The organism is Kitasatospora sp. NPDC034533, from assembly GCF_055575155.1.
Genome location: NZ_JBVITE010000023.1, coordinates 1 through 17,599, shown reverse-complemented (window position 1 = coordinate 17,599; position 17,599 = coordinate 1). Strand labels below are relative to the sequence as shown.

The window sequence follows — 17,599 nt, the reverse complement described above, 5'->3', positions numbered from 1 at the left end:
CGTCGGCTGCGCCTGCTGCGGCTGTTGCGGCGGGTACTCCTGGTACGGCTGCTGGTACTGCCCGGTGGACCAGTCCTCCGGCCGCCGGCCGTCGCTGCGATCAGTCATGCACCGCTCCCGGATCAGTCCCCGCGCGGCGCGTACAGCGCCCGCTTGTCGATGTAGCGGACCACGCCGTCCGGGACGAGGTACCAGACCGGTTCGCCCTTGGCGACCCGGTTGCGGCAGTCCGTGGAGGAGATGGCCAGCGCCGGGACCTCCACCAGCGAGACCCCGCCGACCGGGAGCCCGGCGTCCGACAGGGTGTGCCCCGGGCGGGTGCACCCGATGAAGTGGGCCAGCGAGAAGAGCTCGTCGGAGTCGCGCCAGGACAGAATCTGGGCGAGCGCGTCGGCGCCGGTGATGAAGAAGAGGTCGGCGTCCGGGTGCAGGGTGTGCAGGTCGCGCAGGGTGTCGACGGTGTACGTCGGGCCCTCGCGGTCGATGTCGATCCTGCTGACCGAGAACTGCGGGTTCTCGGCGGTGGCGATGACCGTCATCAGGTAGCGGTCCTCGGCCGGGGTGACGTGGCGGTCGCTCTTCTGCCACGGCTGCCCGGTCGGCACGAAGATCACCTCGTCCAGGTGGAACGCGCTGGCGACCTCACTGGCGGCGACGAGGTGGCCGTGGTGGATCGGGTCGAAGGTGCCGCCCATCACGCCGAGGCGCTTCTTCACCGGTTCCGGTCCGCCGGGATTCCCGGCCTGCTCTCCCATGCCGCCACACCTTACGCGACGCCCGTTGCGGTGCGGGAACGGCCGGGTGGGGGTCTCCGGCAGAGCTGGTGGGGGTTGTCCGCAGATGCGTGAGGGAGCGGCCGACCCGTGGTCGGACGCTCCCCGAGCGGTCCCGGAAGCCGGCTCAGCGGTCCCGGTTGAAGCGGGTGGTGATGAAGAGCAGGACCAGCAGGATGACCAGCGCGGCGCCACCGGTCAGGGCCGGGTTCAGACTGTCGTGGTTGCCCCCCTCGCCCTCGGCGAGCAGGTTCAGAACGGGGAGTGCGGCAGCAGTGCTCATGGTCGGCGGGACCTTCTCGGCTCGGTGGACGGACCAGGGGTTCTTCCGGGCCGGTGAGGGCCCACCCGTCATCGTACGGGTGGTTACACGGCAACCGCTCGGCGGCCCACCGCCACTGACCGGGCGTGAGCACGGGCCGCGGAAGGGGCTCGGGCCGCTGCCGGCGGGGCCCGGACTAGTTGTTCTTGAAGGCGCGGGCCATGATCCAGATCAGCAGGCCGATGCCCACGAAGGACGCGACCACGATGATCCGCAGGAACAGGCCCGGACCGGACTCGTCGGAGATGGGCGCGGCCAGGCTGACAAGCGTGTCGGTGGACATCTGCGGGGGCTCCTCGAACTGCTCGGTACCGCGGCCGGGTCCGGTCTCGGTCATCCAGGCCTCAGGGTAAACCGGCTTCACACCGGCGGCGCCCACCGGCCCCGGCGGCACGCCCCGGCCACCCCGGTCGCCCCGACCGCTGGCCCGCCCCGGCCGCCCCGGTCCGCCCCGGCCGTCCCGGCCGCCCCGGTCCGCCTCGCCCGGCGGCCGGACGGCGCCCCGCCCGGCCCCCGCGCGTACGCTGACCCCGGGGACGAGTACGCAACCACGGACGTTGCACAGACAGTCGTTGCAGGTGAAGACCAGCGGGGGGCGGGCCAGCGGGCCGCGGCCGCCGTCGACCAGGAGGTACTCAGACCATGACCGACCCGACCTCGAAGAGCCCGAGCCGCCGCCGCCAGCGCTTCCCCGGCATATCCACCCGGGCCTGGGAGCACCCGGCGGACCGCTCGGCCCTGGTCGCGCTGCGCAAGCTGACCGGCTTCGACGACATCCTGAAGAAGCTCGCCGGGCTGGTCTCCGAGCGGGCGATCCGGCTGATGTTCCTGGCCACCGCCGTGAAGACCTCCGAGCGCCAGTTCCCTGAGCTGCACGACATGGTCCGCGACGCCGCGTACGTGCTCGACCTAGAGCAGGTCCCGGACCTGTACGTCACCCAGGATCCGACGGTCAACGCGTACTGCATCGGCATCGACACCCCGATCATCGTGATCACCAGCGGCCTGGTCGAGCTGCTCGACGAGGAGGAGCTGCGCTCCGTCATCGGCCACGAGGTCGGCCACGCGATGTCCGGCCACGCCGTCTACCGGACGATGCTGATGATCCTCACCAACATCGCCACCCGGATCGCCTGGGTGCCGCTCGGCAACCTGGCGATCACCGCGATCATCACCGCGCTCAAGGAGTGGTTCCGCAAGGCGGAGCTGTCCAGCGACCGGGCCGGCCTGCTCGCCGGGCAGGACCTCCAGGCGTCCATGCGGGCCCTGATGAAGCTGGCCGGCGGCCACAACCTGGCCGAGATGAACGTCGATGCCTTCCTGGAGCAGGCCGAGGAGTACGAGAAGGCCGGCGACCTGCGCGACGGCGTGCTCAAGGTGCTCCAGCTGCTGCCGCAGACCCACCCCTTCGCGGTGGTCCGGGTCGCCCGGCTGAAGAAGTGGGCGGAGAGCGACGAGTACCGCTCGATCCTGGCCGGCGCCTACCCGCGCCGCGCGGACGACCCGGACGCCTCGGTCAGCGAGCAGTGGAAGGCCGCCGCCGAGCACTACACGACCTCGGTCAAGGAGAGCAAGGACCCGCTGATGGGCCTGCTCCGGGACGTCGCCGGCGGCGCCGCGACCGTCGGCGGCAAGCTCCGCGACACCTTCACCGGGGGCGGCGCCCGCAACGGCTCCTCGACGAACGGCTCCTCGGGCAGCGGCGGCCCGGGCAGCGGCTCCTCGGAGCGCGACGGCGGCTGATCCGCACGGTCCGCGACGGCGGCCGGTGCCCGCCCGGGCGCCGGCCGCCGCGCCGTCCGGGCCCCGCCACTCCCCCGGCCCCCTCACTCCCCCGGCCCCTCGGCCCCCGGCCCCGATCCCCCTCAGCCGCCCGCCAGCACCCCGCACACCTGCCAGCCCGGCAGCGTGTGGTTACCCGGGTCCACCGGCGCCGGCGGCGCGACCGCCGTGCCCTGCGCGGTGGCCAGCACCGGCTGGAGGAAGCCCGCCGTCGAGGTGCCGCAGGGCTCCGGCCCGGCCTGCACCACCGAGTCCACCAGCCGCAGCTGCCCCGAGGCCAGGTCGACCCGGTCGAACTCGAAGGTCAGCTGCCGCCGCACCGTCTCCAGGGTGACCGGCGCTCCGGCCGGGGCCCCGGCCGGCTTCAGCGCGTAGACGAAGGTGTGGTCGGTGGTGACCTCCAGGGTCCCGTCGGCCGCCTCGTCGATCCGCATCGCGCCGACCACCTTCACGGTGTTCGAGGCCAGCGCGACCCGGGCCGGATCGAAGCGCACCATCCAGCCGGTCGCCGCGTGGTGCCGGTCGTCCACCGGCTGCGCGACGCTCGTGTCGAACCCGGCCTGCTCACCGGGCGTGACGAAGGTCCGTACGTCCGCGGTGGCGCCCCGGACGAGCGTGGCCGGGGACAGCGAGGAGGCGACCAGGTAGCGCTGGACGGTGTCGAGCGCCTTGGCCACCTCGATCCGGCTGAAGCTCCCGGCGGCGGCCGCGGTCGGGGTGTTCAGCCCGAGCGTGCCCTCCTCGTAGCCGACGGGCAGCGCGGCGAACGGGTCCGCCGGGTCGGCGACCGGGTGGACCACCGAAGCCGGGGCCAACGCGACCAGACTGACCGTGAGTTGACTGCCCTCGGGGCGTACCGCGGTGCCCGTCGGCGTCCTCACCCCGAAGTACACCGCGGCTCCGAAGGCCAGCAGGATGAGCAGCAGCAGGGCGAGCGCCTGGCGCGGGACGGTGCCCAGCGGGCCGAGCCGCACCCGCGGCCGGGTGGCCTTGCCGAGCGGGCCGGCCAGCCGCTCCCGGGCGGACAGCTCCTGGATCCGGGCAGCCCGCACGAACGATTCGTCGAACACGACGGACCGGAATTCGTCCTCGTTGCCGGAACCGCCCTCGGGCGCACCCTCAGGAGGCTCTCGCGGGTCACCCACACCACCAGGGTAGGCGGACACCACCGCCACCACGAGGGGCCGGGGCGCACATTCCCGGGGACGCTCCGTGACCGGGCGCCCCCGCGACCTCGGCCGAATCCGTGGCCTCGGCCGACCTCACGGGTCAGAACACCTAGCCCGCGGGCGCCGTGACCACCAGCGGCGGCTCGGCCGGTGCCTGCCCCGGGTCGGCCCCGGCGCTGCTGCTGCCGGACTCGGGCCGCCGGGGCGTGCCCGAGGAGCCGCCCACGCCCTGGGAGATCGCCGCGACCGCCACCGCCACCAGGCTCACGCCCATGATCACGGCGAGCACCCAGGCCACCGGCCGGTGCCAGCGCTGCTGCGCCACGTACCGGCCGCGGGCGCGCACCGGGTCGTAGCCGCGCCGCCACCGGCGGCGGTCGGCCGCCCGGTCCGGCCCCGACCAGGGATCGGGGTAGAGGTGGTCCGCGTCGAGTCCGCTCGGGTACGGGCGCAACTCCAGCGGCAGCCCGTCCCCGGCCGGGACGTCATAGCTCCAGCCCGGGCCCGCGGCATCCGGCTCGAACCGCGCCTCGGCAGCGGCGAGTTGCCGCTCCTTGGCGGTCGGCTCGTGCACGGCGGCGGACCGGACGAAGGCCTCATCGAAGACCACGGTGGCGAACTCGTCGTCCGCACCACCGTGGTCGGCACCGTCGGGGTACGGCAAGCCCCCCACATCCTCAGCCACGGGATTCAGCGTATTACCGGCCGGGCGATTTGTCTGTGGCTCCTGCCAGTTGGTCCGTCACACGTGTGACGGCCGGCCTTCGCGCCGCGTTCAGCGCCCGTCCGCGCCCCCGCCCACGGTCTGCGTCCGCTCGCCCCGCACGTGCCCGTCACCAGTGACGATGTACTTGGTGCTGGTCAGCTCGGGCAGGCCCATCGGGCCGCGGGCGTGCAGCTTCTGGGTGGAGATGCCGATCTCCGCGCCGAAGCCGAACTCACCGCCGTCGGTGAAGCGCGTGGAGGCGTTGACGGCCACCGTGGTGGAGTCCACCAGCTGGGTGAAGCGGCGGGCGGCGGCCTGCGAGGTGGTGACGATCGCCTCGGTGTGGCCGGAGGACCAGCGGCGGATGTGCGCGACGGCGGCGTCCAGCGAGGGCACCACGGCGGCGGCCAGGTCCAGCGAGAGGTACTCGGCGCCCCAGTCCTCGTCGGTGGCCGGCACCACGGTGGCCGGGCCGCCCTCGGCGGCCTTCAGCACCGCCGTGTCGCCGTGCACCGTCACCCCGGCCTCGGCGAGCGCCGCCAGCGCCAGCGGCAGGAAGGCCTCCGCGACGTCCTGGTGGACCAGCAGGGTCTCGGCCGCGTTGCAGACGCTGACCCGCTGCGCCTTGGAGTTGAGCAGGATGCCCACGGCCATCGCGAGGTCCGTCTCGGCGTCCACGTAGACGTGGCAGTTGCCGGTGCCGGTCTCGATCACCGGGACGGTCGAGCCCTCGACCACGGTGCGGATCAGCGAGGCGCCGCCGCGCGGGATCAGCACGTCGACGTGGCCGCGGGCGCGCATCAGCTCCCGCACCGAATCGCGGCTCTCCCCCGGCACCAGCTGGACCGCGTCGGCGGGCAGCCCGGCCGCGGCGACGGCGTCGCGCAGCACGGCGACCAGCGCGGTGTTGGAGCGGTAGGCCGAGGCGGAGCCGCGCAGCAGCACCGCGTTGCCGGACTTGAGGCAGAGCGCGGCGGCGTCCGCGGTGACGTTCGGCCGGGCCTCGTAGATGATGCCGACCACGCCGAGCGGCACCCGGACCTGCCGCACGTCCAGGCCGTTGGGCAGCGTGTAGCCGCGCACCACCTCGCCGACCGGGTCGGGCAGGCCGGCCACGTCGCGCACGTCCGAGGCGATCGCGGCGATCCGCTCGTCGGTCAGGGTCAGCCGGTCGATCACCGACTCGGGCGTGCCGGCCGCGCGGGCCCTGGACACGTCCTCGGCGTTGGCCGCGAGGATCTCCGCGGCGCGGGCCACCAGCGCGTCCGCGACCGCCAGCAGCGCGGCGTCCTTGGCCCTGCGCGGCAGCGGGGCGAGCGCGGCGGCGGCCGCCCTGGCTCGGCGCGCTACGGCGAGGACGGGGCTGTCGGCGGTGGCGAGGTCGCTGGTCATGCCGCCAAGAGTAGCGACCGGGTCCGTCCCGCCCGGCCGCGTTTCGCCGGATGAGACGCCGTCGCGACGGCCCCGTACCGGCGGGGCGGCCCCGGTCGCGACGGCCGGTTCCCGGTGGGGGCGGCTCAGTACGGGTGCACCCCGCCCAGGTGCGGCGGCGGATCGCCGAAGCCCTCCGCCACCCGTTTGTGGTACGTCGCCCGGTCGACCACCTCCAGCCCGACGATCTCCCAGGGCGGCAGGTTCGCGGTGACCTTGTGCTCGCCCCACAGCCGCAGCGCGATGGCCGCCGCGTCGTGCAGGTCCCGGGCCTGCTCCCAGTAGCGGATCTCGGCGTGGTCGGCCGCGTAGCGGGCGGTCAGGAAGAACGAGTGGTCGTGCGCCAGTCGCTCCAGCGAGGCGCGCAGCGAGGGCAGCGGGGTGACCTGCCCGGACACGCTCAGCACCACGTGCCACAGCCGGGCCTGCTCGGGGACGGTGGGCGGCTGGGCCGCCCGGTCGCGTTCGGGCCGCAGCCTGCGCACCCCGCCGGGCCGCTGCGGCGGACCGGCCGGCTCGGCGGGGCCGTCCCCGCGCCCGCCGTCGATGCTGGTCAGCCGCCGGCCCGCCGTCCCTGCGGTCAGCGCTGCCTCGCGCCTGCGTTCCACCGGCGGCCTCCTGTTCGGCGATGTCGTGTCGTCCCCACCGGCCCCGCCGGCCCTCGGCCGGCCGGTACGGCTGCGCCCCTCCTCGCCCGTGGCCGGGCCACCGCGGTCCGGAGCGGCCCGTCGTCCGTACTGCGCCGATCGGGACGGGCGGCCGGTGCCGGCCCGCCGGGCCGGTCAGCCGCGCAGAACGACCAGGTCGTCGCGGTGGACGACCTCGCGCTCGTACCCGGCGCCGAACTCCTGGGCCAGGTCGCGGGTGGACCGGCCGAGCAGGCGGGGCAACTCCCTCGCATCAAAGTTGACCAGTCCGCGAGCCACGATGTGGCCGTTTTCGGCAATAAGGTCCACCGGATCACCCGCGGCGAACTCCCCGTCGACCCTGGTGACCCCGGCCGGCAGTAGCGAGGCGCCGCCGGAGACGACCGCGCGGACGGCGCCCTCGTCCAGGTGCAGCGCCCCGCGCGGGCTGCTCGCGTGGGCCAGCCAGAGCATCCGGTCGGAGGTGCGGCTGCCGGTGCGCAGGAAGAGCGTGCCGGTGGGCCGGCCGGCCAGCGCGTCGGCGGCCTGGCTGGCGGCGGTGAGCACCACCGGGATGCCGGCGCCGGTGGCGATCCGGGCCGCCTCGACCTTGGTGACCATGCCGCCGGTGCCGACCCCGGCCTTGCCGGCGCTGCCGATCTCGATGCCGTCGAGGTCCTGCGGGCCGCGCACCTCGGCGATCCGGCTGGTGCCGGGGCGGGACGGGTCGCCGTCGTACAGGCCGTCGACGTCGGAGAGCAGCACCAGCAGGTCGGCCCGGACCAGGTGGGCGACGAGGGCGGCGAGCCGGTCGTTGTCACCGAACTTGATTTCGGCGGTGGCGACGGTGTCGTTCTCGTTGACGATCGGCATCGCGCCCATCGCCAGCAGCTGGTCCAGGGTGCGGTAGGCGTTGCGGTAGTGGGCGCGCCGGCTGGCGTCCTCGGCGGTGAGGAGCACCTGGCCGACCCGGATGCCGTACCGGGCGAAGGAGGCGGTGTACCGGGCGACCAGCAGGCCCTGGCCGACGCTGGCGGCGGCCTGCTGGCGGGCCAGGTCCTTGGGACGCCGGTCCAGGCCGAGCGGGGCGAGCCCGGCGGCGATGGCGCCGGAGGAGACGAGGACGACCTCCGGTGCCTCGGGGCGGGCCCGCACCTTGGCGAGCGCGTCCACCAGGGCGTCGACGCGGTCGGCGTCCAGGCCGCCGCCCGCCGTGGTCAGGGAGGAGGAGCCGACCTTGACGACGATCCGCCGTGCGGTCAGCACTTCCTCACGCAGAGAGTCCTCGCTCATCTCGCTGTACGCCCTTCCGGTGTGGTGCGGGTGCGGCGGGCCCGGGGCCGGCCGCCGACCCCCGAAATCTACGCGATCCCGACAGGTCACCCCCGGGGTGTTTCACCGGCTGGACCCGGGCCGGTCACGGGCTCGCCACAGCCGTTCCACCGATCCGGGGGGCTGGTATGGTCCCTGACCGCAAGCCAGATCGGGGGACGGCTTCTTGCCCGCTGTACCCATGTCTTCGACCCTTCGTTTCACGACGGGCGGCGCCGCACTGGGCAAAGGCCGGCAACGGTCGCGGTCGCGCGCCCAGGAGAACAGCGCATCATGCGTTCGTACACCACCAAGCTGACCGTCGCCGCGCTCGCGGCGGCCACCGCCCTGTCGCTCGCGGCCTGCGGGCCGGACAACGCGGACACTCCGGCCGGTGCCGGCGCCGCCACCGGCGCGGCTCCGGCACAGACCGGCGCGGCTCCGGGCAGCCAGACCGGCGCGGCTCCGGGGGCCGCCTCCGGCGGCGCGACCGGCGGTTCGACCGCGGCCCCCTCGGGCGCGGCGACCGGCGCCACGGCCGGGGCCACGGGCGGGGCCGGTACGGCCGGCGGCGGGGCCGGCGGGGGCGTTCCGGCGGCGGCCACCAGCGTGAAGATCGGCCAGAGCGCCACCGTGGACTTCGCCGACAAGACCGCCAAGGTCGCCACCAAGCTGGAGATCACCGTCACCGGCATCGAGGTCGGCTCGCTCCAGGAGCTCACCGCCGCCAAGGTCACCACCGCCGGCCTGGAGGGCCGCACCCCGATGTACGTCAGCTACACCATCAAGAACCTCGGGGACGCCAGCCTCTCCTTCACCGCTCCGGACTCCAAGTTCGTCGTCTTCGACACCACCGGCAAGAAGGGCATCAACGCCATGACCGCCGCCACCCCGCTGCCCAAGTGCACCGGCGCGAAGTTCCAGGGCGTGGCCAAGAGCGCCGAGGTCAAGGGCTGCACCATCATCGCCACCACCGGGAACACCCCGGCCGCGGTCGGCTACACCGACCTGGTCGACCCGCTCAAGCTCCAGGCCGCCTGGGCGAAGTGACGCGCCGTCACCGCTGACGACGCGGACGGCCCCCGCCACCTCGGCAGGTGGCGGGGGCCGTCGGACGCTCAGCGGACCCGGAGGGCTCAGTAGTCCTCGTCGTCGCCCTCGATGGCGGCCTGGCGGCCGCTGGAGAGCGCCTCGAAGGCGAGGAACTCGGCCTCGGCCGCGTCCCGGCCCTTCTGCTTCTCGCGGCGGCGGTCGACGGCCGGGCGCTGGGTCTCGAAGCGGTGGTCCTCACCGCGGCGGCCGAGCATCTCGGCGCCGGCGGCCATGGTCGGCTCCCAGTCGAAGACGACGGCGTTCTCGTCCGGGCCGATGATGACGGTGTCGCCCTCGTGCGCCCCGACCTTCCACAGCTCCTGCTCGACGCCGAGGCGGGCCAGCCGGTCGGCGAGGTAGCCGACGGCCTCGTCGTTGGCGAAGTCGGTCTGGCGGACCCAGCGCTCCGGCTTGACGCCGCGGATGCGGTAGGCGCCGTCCTCCTCGGTGATGGTGAAGCCCGCGTCGTCGACGGCCTTGGGCCGCAGCACGATCCGGGTGGACTCCTCGGCCGGCTTGGCGGCGCGGGCCTCGGCGACGATCCCGGCCATCGCGAAGCTCAGCTCGCGCAGGCCCTTGCGGGAGGCGGCGGAGACCTCGAACACCCGGTAGCCGCGCTCCTCCAGGGAGGCGCGGGTCAGGTCGGCGATGTCCTGGCCGTCCGGGACGTCCACCTTGTTGAGCGCGACCAGGCGCGGGCGGTCGTCCAGGCCGCCGTACTCGGCGAGTTCGGCCTCGATGGTCTCCAGGTCGCTCAGCGGGTCGCGGCCGGGCTCCAGGGTGGCGCAGTCCAGCACGTGCACCAGCACCGAGCAGCGCTCGACGTGCCGCAGGAACTCCAGGCCGAGGCCGCGGCCCTGGCTGGCCCCCGGGATCAGGCCGGGCACGTCGGCGATGGTGTAGACGGTCTCGCCCGCGGTGACCACGCCGAGGTTGGGGATGAGGGTGGTGAACGGGTAGTCCGCGATCTTCGGCTTGGCGGCGGAGAGCACCGAGATCAGCGAGGACTTGCCGGCGCTCGGGTAGCCCACCAGGGCCACGTCGGCGACGGACTTGAGCTCCATGACGATGTCACGGGCCTCGCCGGGCTCGCCGAGCAGCGCGAAGCCGGGCGCCTTGCGGCGGGCCGAGGCCAGCGCGGCGTTGCCGAGGCCGCCGCGGCCGCCCTGGGCGGCGACGAAGCTGGTGCCGTGCCCGACGAGGTCGGCCAGGACGTTGCCCTTGCGGTCCAGCACCACGGTGCCGTCCGGCACCAGCAGGACGAGGTCCTCGCCGTCCGCGCCGGTGCGGTGGCCGCCCGCGCCCGGCTTGCCGTTGGTGGCCTTGCGCTTGGGCGAGTGGTGGTACTCGAGCAGGGTGGTGACCTGCGAGTCCACGGTGAGGATGACGCTGCCGCCCTCACCGCCGTTGCCGCCGTCCGGCCCGCCGAGCGGCTTGAACTTCTCGCGGTGCACGGAGGCGCAGCCGTGGCCCCCGTTACCCGCGGCGACGTGAAGTTCGACGCGGTCCACGAAGGTGGTCATGGGGTGTGCCTCCAGTGCGCGAGAGTCTGCTTGCTACCTGCGTAAAGCGCGAAGGGTGGACCGGAGAATTCCGGCCCACCCTTCACTGTGGGTCTTCTCAGACCCGGGAGTCCGCGGGGACTCAGGCCTCGACGGCCACGATGTTGACGACCTTGCGGCCGCGACGGTTGCCGAACTGCACCGCACCGGCGGTCAGCGCGAACAGGGTGTCGTCGCCACCGCGACCGACACCGGCACCCGGGTGGAAGTGGGTGCCGCGCTGGCGGACGAGGATCTCGCCGGCCGAGACGACCTGGCCGCCGAAGCGCTTCACGCCGAGGCGCTGGGCGTTCGAGTCGCGGCCGTTACGAGTAGAGCTTGCGCCCTTCTTGTGTGCCATCTTTCGCTATCCCCTTACTTGCTGACCGAGTCGATGCTGGTGATGCGCACCGCGGTGTGCTGCTGACGGTGACCCTGACGACGGCGGTAGCCGGTCTTGTTCTTGTAGCGCAGGATGACGATCTTGTCACCCTTGGTCTGGTCGACCACCTCGGCGTGAGCCTTCACGCCGGCCAGGACCCACGGGTCGGAGGTGACGGCGTCACCGTCGACGACGAGGATGGTCGAGAGCTCGACCGAGTCACCCGGCTTGGCCTCGATGCGGTCGATCTCCAGCACGTCGCCCACGGCGACCTTGTGCTGGCGGCCGCCTGCGCGAACGATCGCGTACATGCGGTACCTGCTTTCCTTGCTCGGTCGGAACCCCCGACGCCAGCCACCTGGGTACGGACACAGGGGCCTCTTCCCGGCCCTCCGCGCGAACGCGGCGACCCCGGGAAGGTGATGTGCTCGGGAGCATGGCGTAGACACGCCGATGGTCAAGAATACGGACCGGCCGCCCCAGGGGCAAACCGGCCCGTACGGCCCGGGGCGGGAGTCGATCCCGCCCCGGGGCGTGGGCACTACTCGGCTGCCGTATCACCCTCGGCGGCCGCGGCCTTCTTGGCCGCCGCGCTCGTCCGCTTGGTCGCGGTCTTGCGGGCGGTGGTCTTCTTGGCCGCCGCGGTGGTCTTCTTGGCGGCGGTCTTCTTCGCGGCGGTCTTGCGGGCGGCCCGCTTCTTCGGCGCCGGAGCCTCCTCGGCGGGAGCCTCCTCGACCGGCGCCTCGACGGTCTCGGCGGCCTCGGGCGCCTCGACGGCCTCGGGGGCCTCCGCGACGGTCTCGGTAGCGGCCTCGGCAACGGCCGGAGCCTCGACGACCGCGGCCTCCGCGACCACGACCGGCTCGCCCGGCGCCTCGGCGACGGCTTCGGCGGCGGCCTCGGCGGCGGCCGGAGCCGCGGCCTCCAGGGCCGCCTCCAGCGCTGCCTCGGCCTTCGCCTGGAGCACCACGATCTCGGCGTTGTTCGGCGAACCGGCCGGAGCCGTCGCCTTGCGCACCGCCCGGCGGCGCGGACGGCCCGCCGGAGCGGACACCGGCGCCTCGACGGCCGGAGCCTCGGCCACGGCCGCCTCGGCGGCGGGAGCCTCCGCGGCCTCCTCGGCCGGCGCCTCGACGCCCGGGACCTCCAGGGCCAGCTGGCCCTCGATCTCCTCGCGCACCGGCTCGGCCGGCTCGACGAGGTCCTCGACCGGCTCCGCCACGGCGGCCACCGCGGCCTCGACGGCCTGCGGCTCCTCGTGGCCCGCGCCGCCCTTGCCCCGGCGACGGCGCTTGCCGCCGCCCGAGCCGGCCTCGCCCGCCGCCACGGGGGCGTGGACGTGGGCGCTCGGCTGCTCCATGTGGACGATCACGCCGCGGCCGTTGCAGTGCACGCACGGCTCGGAGAAGGACTCCAGCAGGCCCTGGCCGACCCGCTTGCGGGTCATCTGGACCAGGCCCAGCGAGGTGACCTCGGCCACCTGGTGCTTGGTCCGGTCCCGGCCCAGGCACTCCAGCAGGCGGCGCAGCACCAGGTCCCGGTTGGACTCCAGCACCATGTCGATGAAGTCGATCACGATGATGCCGCCGAGGTCGCGCAGCCGCAGCTGGCGCACGATCTCCTCGGCCGCCTCGATGTTGTTCCGGGTGACCGTCTCCTCCAGGTTGCCGCCCTGGCCGACGAACTTCCCGGTGTTGACGTCGATGACGACCATCGCCTCGGTGCGGTCGATCACCAGCGAACCGCCGCTGGGCAGCCAGACCTTGCGGTCCAGCGCCTTCATCAGCTGCTCGTCGATCCGGTAGGTGGCGAACACGTCCACCTCGGAGGTCCACCGCTGGAGCCGCTCGGCGAGGTCCGGGGCCACGTTGGAGACGTACTCGTGGATGGTCTTCCACGCCTCGTCGCCGGAGACGATGACCTTGGTGAAGTCCTCGTTGAAGATGTCGCGGACGACCCGGACGGTCATGTCCGGCTCGCCGTACAGCAGCGCCGGGGCGTTGCCGGTCGCGGCCTTCTTCTGGATGTCCTCCCACTGCTGCTGGAGGCGCTGGACGTCCCGGGTCAGCTCCTCCTCGGAGGCGCCCTCGGCGGCGGTGCGCACGATGACGCCCGCGTCGTCCGGGACGATCTTCTTCAGGATCTGCTTCAGGCGGGCGCGCTCGTTCTCGGGCAGCTTGCGCGAGATGCCGGTCATCGAGCCCTCGGGCACGTACACCAGGTAGCGGCCGGGCAGCGAGATCTGGCTGGTCAGGCGGGCGCCCTTGTGGCCGATCGGGTCCTTGGAGACCTGCACCAGCACGGACTGGCCGGACTTCAGCACCGACTCGATCCGGCGCGGGCCGCCGTGGCCGCCCAGCGCGCCGAAGTTGACCTCACCGGCGTACAGCACCGCGTTGCGGCCCTTGCCGATGTCGACGAAGGCGGCCTCCATCGACGGCAGCACGTTCTGGACCTTGCCCAGGTAGACGTTGCCGACGTACGAGGTGGCCTGCTCCTTGTTGACGTAGTGCTCGACCAGCACGCCGTCCTCAAGGACGCCGATCTGGGTGCGCTGGCCGTTCTGGCGCACCACCATGACGCGCTCGACCGACTCGCGGCGGGCCAGGAACTCGGCCTCGGTGATGATCGGCACCCGGCGGCGGCCCAGCTCGCGGCCCTCGCGGCGGCGCTGCTTCTTGGCCTCCAGGCGGGTGGAGCCCTTGATGGACTGCACCTCGTCCGGGTCGAAGGACGGCTCGGTGGAGCGGCGGCGCGGCTCGCGCACCTTCACCACCGTGCGGACGCCGTCCTCGGTGGTCTCGGCGGTCTCCACGGCGCCGGCCTCACCGCTGCGGCGGCGACGGCGGCGACGGCGGCGCGACGAGGACAGGCCGGCGGCCAGGTCGTCGTCCTCCTCGCCCTCCTCGTCGGCGACGGCCTCGGCCGGCTCCTCGGCGGTGGGCTGCTCGGCCTCGGCGGCCTCGAACTCCTCGGCCTCGCCACGGCGGCGGCGACGGCCGCCCCGGCGGCGACGGCGCGACGGACGGCCGTCCTCCTCCCACTCGCCCTCGGTCTCCGGACCGGCGGCGGGGACCTCCACGGCGGGGGTCTCGGCGGCGGGCGCCTCGACGACGGGCGCGGGGGCCGCCACCGGGGCCTGCGCCTGGGGCTGGGCCTTGCCGGCCGGCTTGCGGCGGGTCGGCTCCACCCGGGTGCGGACCCGGCGACGGCGGCCGACGCCGCTGTACTCGTACTCGTCGTCGTCCTCGCGCTCGACCGCGGCCGGGGCCTCGGCCGGCGCCGGGGCGGCGGCGGGCTGCTGCGGCGCGGCCGGCGTGGACGGCGCGACGAAGGGGGCCGGCTCCTGGAACACCGGGGCCTGGAAGACGGCGGTGGCCGGACGGACCGCGCGGCGGCGCACCCGGTGGTGCGGCTCGGCCTCGGCGGCCGGGGCGGCCGGAGCGGGCTCGGCCACCGGCTGGGCGGCGGGAGCCTCGGTGACGGCCTCGGCCGCCTCCTCCTCGGGCTCCTCGACGGCGGGCTCCTCGGCCTGCGGCTCCTCGACCGGGGCCTCGACGACCGGCGCGGCCTCGACCACGCGACGGCGGCGGGGGCGGCGGGCCGGAGCGGCGGGGGCCTCCTCGGCCACCGGCTCCACGGCGGGGGCCTCGGCCTCGACGGCGGGGGCACCGGCGGGGGCCTCGGCGCGCTTGCGGGTGCGGCGGGCCCGGACCGGCTTCTCGGCCTTCTCGTCCTTGTCCGCCTTCTCGGCGGTCCCGGCCTTCTCAGCGGTCGCGCCCGCCGGGGCCTGCTCGGCCTCCGGCGCGGTGACCACGACCGGAGCGGCCTCCGGAGCCCCGGCGGGGGCCTCGGCCCGCTTGCGGGTCCGGCGCGCCCGGACCGGCTTCTCGGCGGCCGGCTCGGCCTCCGGCTCCGCGGCCGGAGCGGGGGCGGCCGGAGCCGGGGCGGCGGCCGTCAGCTCGGCGGCCGGCAGCACGGTCTCGGCCGCCTCGGCGGCGGCACCTTGCGGGGCACCGGCCGGGCGGGACACCGCACGGCGACGACGGCGCGGAGGCGCGGCGGACGCGCCCTCGCCGCCGGTCGCGGCGGTTTCGTTCTGTTCCGTGGCCGCAGTCTGCTGCGGATCGGTGTTATCGAGCATGCGGGTGGATCTCCCGTCAGGCCCCCGGGCTCCGCATCCGGGCACGGCACGGCACCGATGGGCGGCCGGCATCGCGACGATGCCCGGACCGCACCTTTGGACGGTGCCGCCGCGCGGACGCGAGGCCGCACAGGGGCTCGTAGTCTCGCTCGGCGCCCCGCGCTCGGCGGGGTGTCGAAAGTCTTCTGGTCTGACCAGTCTTCTGAGGTTTTCCCAAGCTGCGCCGTCCCCCAACCCCGGGTGGCTCCCGGACGGGGTCCCGGACCGGCCGACCTTCCAGGTCGGCAGGCCCCGGGTGGCAGGCCTGCGCTGCGGCGACGCTCGCTCCCCTGGGGAGCCGCGGAAACCCTGGAGGACCGTCGGGTCCAGTGAGGCACTGGACCCGGCCTCCCCCCGCTAGGCGGACGCGGTAGCGTGCGGCTCCGCAGTCGGCTCCGAGCCGACCGGAGCCGCCGCGCGGTCGAGCGCCAGCGGGTCGGTCACCGTGCCGGCCTCCTCGTCGAGCGGCCCCTGCGCCAGCCTGGTCACCTCTGCGGGGACCGGCGGCGCCAGGTCGGCCGTCGCACGGAGACCGGACAATACGTCGTCGGGTCGTACGGCGGGTGTGGCGTGTCGTACTACCAGGCGCAGTATCGCACAGGGACGGCCGGTCCGAACATCGTGGTCCGTTCCGGCACCGGCGTCCGCACCGGCCTCGACCTGCGCCGGGACGGCTTCCAGCGCCGCCACCGCGCCCCGCGCGTCGAAGACCCGCAGGCCGTTCTTGGTGCGTCGCTCGACCTCGACCCGCTCGGCGGCGAGGAAGCGCGCGACCGCCTCGGCGGCGGCGTCCGGCTCGACGCCGTCCAGCCGGACCAGCCACTCGGAGGCCTCCAGGCGCTCCACGAAGTTCGGCGTCCGCACCTCGACCGCGTCGATCACGTCCAGGCCGGCCGGCAGCGACTCGTCCAGCTGCGCCCGCAGCTGCTCGGGATCGCGCACGGCGGCCAGGCCGATCTCCAGGTACTCCGCCTCGCTCGCCACCCCGGTCGGGGCCGCGTTCGCGTAGGAGACCTTCGGGTGCGGGGTGAAGCCGGCCGAGTAGGCCATCGGAACGGCGGACCGGCGCAGAGCGCGCTCGAAGGCGCGCTGGAAGTCGCGGTGGCTGGTGAAGCGGAGCCGGCCGCGCTTGGTGTAGCGGAGACGAATCCGCTGCACCGTCGGCGCGGGCGGCGGACCGTCGGGCGTACGGCGTGCCAGGGTCGCTCAGTCCTTAGTCAGTTGTCCCCGTCCGGCGCGGCGTCTTCCCGCCACTGTCCGGACTCTGTCACCTCAAAGGGTACGCGCCCCGCCACCCCCCTCGCTCCGCCCCTGGTCAGAGCCGCTCCTCAGTCCAGCGACCCGGGCTCGGCCAGCCACCTGGCACTGAGGTCGGTGTGCTTCGCGATGGTCTCGAAGTCCCGGTCGTAGTGCAGCACGGTCAGCCCGTGGTGCATCGCCGTGACCGCGACGACGAGGTCGACCACGCCGGCGCACCGGTGGCTGCCCGTTTCGGCGAGTCGGATCTGCAGGGCCCGGACGTCACGCCAGACCTCGTCGGGCACGACACACCACGTGTACAGCCGCTCGAACTGTGCTTGCATCGCCCGCATTTCAGCGGCCGACCGGGCCGAGTACAGCAGCTCGCCCTCGGTCGGGGCGCACATTCCGATCTTCCCCGCCGCCAGGGCCTCACCCCAGAGCGACAACGCTGCCGGCTTCGTGATCAGCCGCGCCGCCGCCGAGGTGTCGATCAGGAAGCCTTCCCGTGCCCCCATTCAGCCCCACCCTGCTTTCCGCGCCGGACCTCGTCCTTGAACCCGGGCTCCATCAACTTGTCGAACGCGCCGTCCTCAGCGAGCCGGATCAACTCCTGCAGTGCGAGCTCCCTGCGACGCCGCGCCCCTATCTCCGCGAGCGCAGCGTTGACGGTGTCCTTCTTCGTCGTGGTCCCGAGCACTTCGGCGGCCAGGGCCAGCGCCTCTTCATCGAGGTCGATCATCGTCTTGGCCATACGCTACACCTCCACTCGGATATATCGCACATCCACTCATGACAATACATTGGGCGCCATGGAAAATGCATCAGACCCTGCACTGATCCATCCAGTGCAGGGTCTGATGCTTATACGACTACTTGTTGACGACCGTCAGAGGCAGCAGCTTCTTGCCCGTCGGGCCGATCTGGATCTGGGTGTCCATCTGCGGCTAGTGCCGCATCAGGCAACGTTCGCCCCGTTGTGATGTATCGCCCGGTTGCTGTGCCGGGCGACGCTGGACCGTCAGAATGATCACGTGGCTGA

The 17,599-nt window shown here is 73.9% G+C and carries 17 protein-coding genes; 2 read left to right on the top strand and 15 right to left on the bottom strand.

Annotated elements, in window-relative coordinates:
* Positions 1-122 precede the first annotated feature (122 nt).
* The 3 genes from nadD to ACZ55U_RS18215 form a co-directional block, all read right to left on the bottom strand.
* The gene (gene nadD, locus ACZ55U_RS18225; protein ID WP_465527145.1) at positions 123-755 is read right to left on the bottom strand and encodes a nicotinate-nucleotide adenylyltransferase; all 633 of its coding nucleotides are present in this window, start codon (positions 753-755) and stop codon (positions 123-125) included.
* Positions 756-900: 145 nt separating this feature from the next.
* Positions 901-1,056 carry a hypothetical protein gene (locus tag ACZ55U_RS18220; protein ID WP_181970583.1) on the bottom strand — a complete coding sequence of 52 codons (156 nt, stop codon included), beginning with the start codon at positions 1,054-1,056 and terminating at the stop codon, positions 901-903.
* Between the two features lie 175 nt (positions 1,057-1,231).
* Entirely contained in the window at positions 1,232-1,432 is a 201-nt protein-coding gene (locus ACZ55U_RS18215) for a hypothetical protein (RefSeq protein ID WP_465527144.1), read from the bottom strand.
* A 305-nt stretch (positions 1,433-1,737) separates the two neighbouring features.
* On the opposite strand from ACZ55U_RS18215, the gene ACZ55U_RS18210 reads away from it, so the two are divergent.
* Complete coding sequence (locus ACZ55U_RS18210; protein ID WP_465527143.1) at positions 1,738-2,838, top strand: M48 family metallopeptidase; 1,101 nt, start codon at positions 1,738-1,740, stop codon at positions 2,836-2,838.
* A 122-nt stretch (positions 2,839-2,960) separates the two neighbouring features.
* Here the strand turns inward: ACZ55U_RS18210 and ACZ55U_RS18205 are convergent, their stop codons facing one another.
* The 5 genes from ACZ55U_RS18205 to proB all read right to left on the bottom strand — a co-directional run bounded on the left by ACZ55U_RS18205 (position 2,961) and on the right by proB (position 8,102).
* Positions 2,961-4,022 carry an SCO2583 family membrane protein gene (locus tag ACZ55U_RS18205; RefSeq protein WP_465527142.1) on the bottom strand — a complete coding sequence of 354 codons (1,062 nt, stop codon included), beginning with the start codon at positions 4,020-4,022 and terminating at the stop codon, positions 2,961-2,963.
* A gap of 133 nt (positions 4,023-4,155) precedes the next feature.
* Positions 4,156-4,719 (bottom strand): SCO2584 family spore wall biosynthesis protein, encoded by a 564-nt coding sequence (locus ACZ55U_RS18200; RefSeq protein ID WP_465527209.1) that lies wholly within the window; start codon positions 4,717-4,719, stop codon positions 4,156-4,158.
* Between the two features lie 102 nt (positions 4,720-4,821).
* On the bottom strand, positions 4,822-6,144 hold the full coding sequence (locus ACZ55U_RS18195) for a glutamate-5-semialdehyde dehydrogenase (protein WP_465527141.1): 1,323 nt from the start codon (positions 6,142-6,144) through the stop codon (positions 4,822-4,824).
* 125 nt (positions 6,145-6,269) lie between these two features.
* A complete protein-coding gene (locus ACZ55U_RS18190; RefSeq protein WP_465527140.1) occupies positions 6,270-6,791 on the bottom strand; it encodes a hypothetical protein in 522 nt (173 codons plus the stop codon).
* Between the two features lie 174 nt (positions 6,792-6,965).
* On the bottom strand, positions 6,966-8,102 hold the full coding sequence (gene proB / locus ACZ55U_RS18185) for a glutamate 5-kinase (protein WP_465527139.1): 1,137 nt from the start codon (positions 8,100-8,102) through the stop codon (positions 6,966-6,968).
* A gap of 312 nt (positions 8,103-8,414) precedes the next feature.
* On the opposite strand from proB, the gene ACZ55U_RS18180 reads away from it, so the two are divergent.
* Complete coding sequence (locus ACZ55U_RS18180; protein WP_465527138.1) at positions 8,415-9,170, top strand: hypothetical protein; 756 nt, start codon at positions 8,415-8,417, stop codon at positions 9,168-9,170.
* Positions 9,171-9,256: 86 nt separating this feature from the next.
* On the opposite strand, the gene obgE is transcribed toward ACZ55U_RS18180, so the two are convergent.
* The 7 genes from obgE to ACZ55U_RS18145 all read right to left on the bottom strand — a co-directional run bounded on the left by obgE (position 9,257) and on the right by ACZ55U_RS18145 (position 17,311).
* Positions 9,257-10,735: a GTPase ObgE gene (obgE, locus tag ACZ55U_RS18175; protein WP_465527137.1), complete on the bottom strand. Its 1,479-nt coding sequence runs from the start codon at positions 10,733-10,735 to the stop codon at positions 9,257-9,259.
* A 121-nt stretch (positions 10,736-10,856) separates the two neighbouring features.
* Positions 10,857-11,114 carry a 50S ribosomal protein L27 gene (rpmA, locus tag ACZ55U_RS18170; RefSeq protein ID WP_030058248.1) on the bottom strand — a complete coding sequence of 86 codons (258 nt, stop codon included), beginning with the start codon at positions 11,112-11,114 and terminating at the stop codon, positions 10,857-10,859.
* Positions 11,115-11,128: 14 nt separating this feature from the next.
* Entirely contained in the window at positions 11,129-11,446 is a 318-nt protein-coding gene (gene rplU / locus ACZ55U_RS18165; protein ID WP_045696828.1) for a 50S ribosomal protein L21, read from the bottom strand.
* Between the two features lie 230 nt (positions 11,447-11,676).
* Positions 11,677-15,279 (bottom strand): Rne/Rng family ribonuclease, encoded by a 3,603-nt coding sequence (locus ACZ55U_RS18160; RefSeq protein WP_465527136.1) that lies wholly within the window; start codon positions 15,277-15,279, stop codon positions 11,677-11,679.
* A gap of 396 nt (positions 15,280-15,675) precedes the next feature.
* Complete coding sequence (locus ACZ55U_RS18155) at positions 15,676-16,476, bottom strand: TIGR03936 family radical SAM-associated protein (protein ID WP_465527135.1); 801 nt, start codon at positions 16,474-16,476, stop codon at positions 15,676-15,678.
* Positions 16,477-16,646: 170 nt separating this feature from the next.
* Entirely contained in the window at positions 16,647-17,075 is a 429-nt protein-coding gene (locus ACZ55U_RS18150; protein ID WP_465527134.1) for a PIN domain-containing protein, read from the bottom strand.
* Positions 17,051-17,311 carry a type II toxin-antitoxin system VapB family antitoxin gene (locus tag ACZ55U_RS18145; RefSeq protein ID WP_465527133.1) on the bottom strand — a complete coding sequence of 87 codons (261 nt, stop codon included), beginning with the start codon at positions 17,309-17,311 and terminating at the stop codon, positions 17,051-17,053. The genes ACZ55U_RS18150 and ACZ55U_RS18145 overlap by 25 nt, the downstream gene beginning before the upstream one ends.
* Positions 17,312-17,599: the final 288 nt, after the last annotated feature.

Coding starts and splice junctions, on each gene's coding strand:
- nadD (WP_465527145.1), bottom strand. CDS start 755: ATGGGAGAGCAGGCCGGGAATCCCGGCGGACCGGAACCGGTGAAGAAG.
- ACZ55U_RS18150 (WP_465527134.1), bottom strand. CDS start 17,075: ATGGGGGCACGGGAAGGCTTCCTGATCGACACCTCGGCGGCGGCGCGG.
- proB (WP_465527139.1), bottom strand. CDS start 8,102: ATGAGCGAGGACTCTCTGCGTGAGGAAGTGCTGACCGCACGGCGGATC.
- ACZ55U_RS18160 (WP_465527136.1), bottom strand. CDS start 15,279: ATGCTCGATAACACCGATCCGCAGCAGACTGCGGCCACGGAACAGAAC.
- obgE (WP_465527137.1), bottom strand. CDS start 10,735: ATGACCACCTTCGTGGACCGCGTCGAACTTCACGTCGCCGCGGGTAAC.
- ACZ55U_RS18215 (WP_465527144.1), bottom strand. CDS start 1,432: ATGACCGAGACCGGACCCGGCCGCGGTACCGAGCAGTTCGAGGAGCCC.
- rpmA (WP_030058248.1), bottom strand. CDS start 11,114: ATGGCACACAAGAAGGGCGCAAGCTCTACTCGTAACGGCCGCGACTCG.
- ACZ55U_RS18145 (WP_465527133.1), bottom strand. CDS start 17,311: ATGGCCAAGACGATGATCGACCTCGATGAAGAGGCGCTGGCCCTGGCC.
- ACZ55U_RS18210 (WP_465527143.1), top strand. CDS start 1,738: ATGACCGACCCGACCTCGAAGAGCCCGAGCCGCCGCCGCCAGCGCTTC.
- ACZ55U_RS18195 (WP_465527141.1), bottom strand. CDS start 6,144: ATGACCAGCGACCTCGCCACCGCCGACAGCCCCGTCCTCGCCGTAGCG.
- rplU (WP_045696828.1), bottom strand. CDS start 11,446: ATGTACGCGATCGTTCGCGCAGGCGGCCGCCAGCACAAGGTCGCCGTG.
- ACZ55U_RS18180 (WP_465527138.1), top strand. CDS start 8,415: ATGCGTTCGTACACCACCAAGCTGACCGTCGCCGCGCTCGCGGCGGCC.
- ACZ55U_RS18220 (WP_181970583.1), bottom strand. CDS start 1,056: ATGAGCACTGCTGCCGCACTCCCCGTTCTGAACCTGCTCGCCGAGGGC.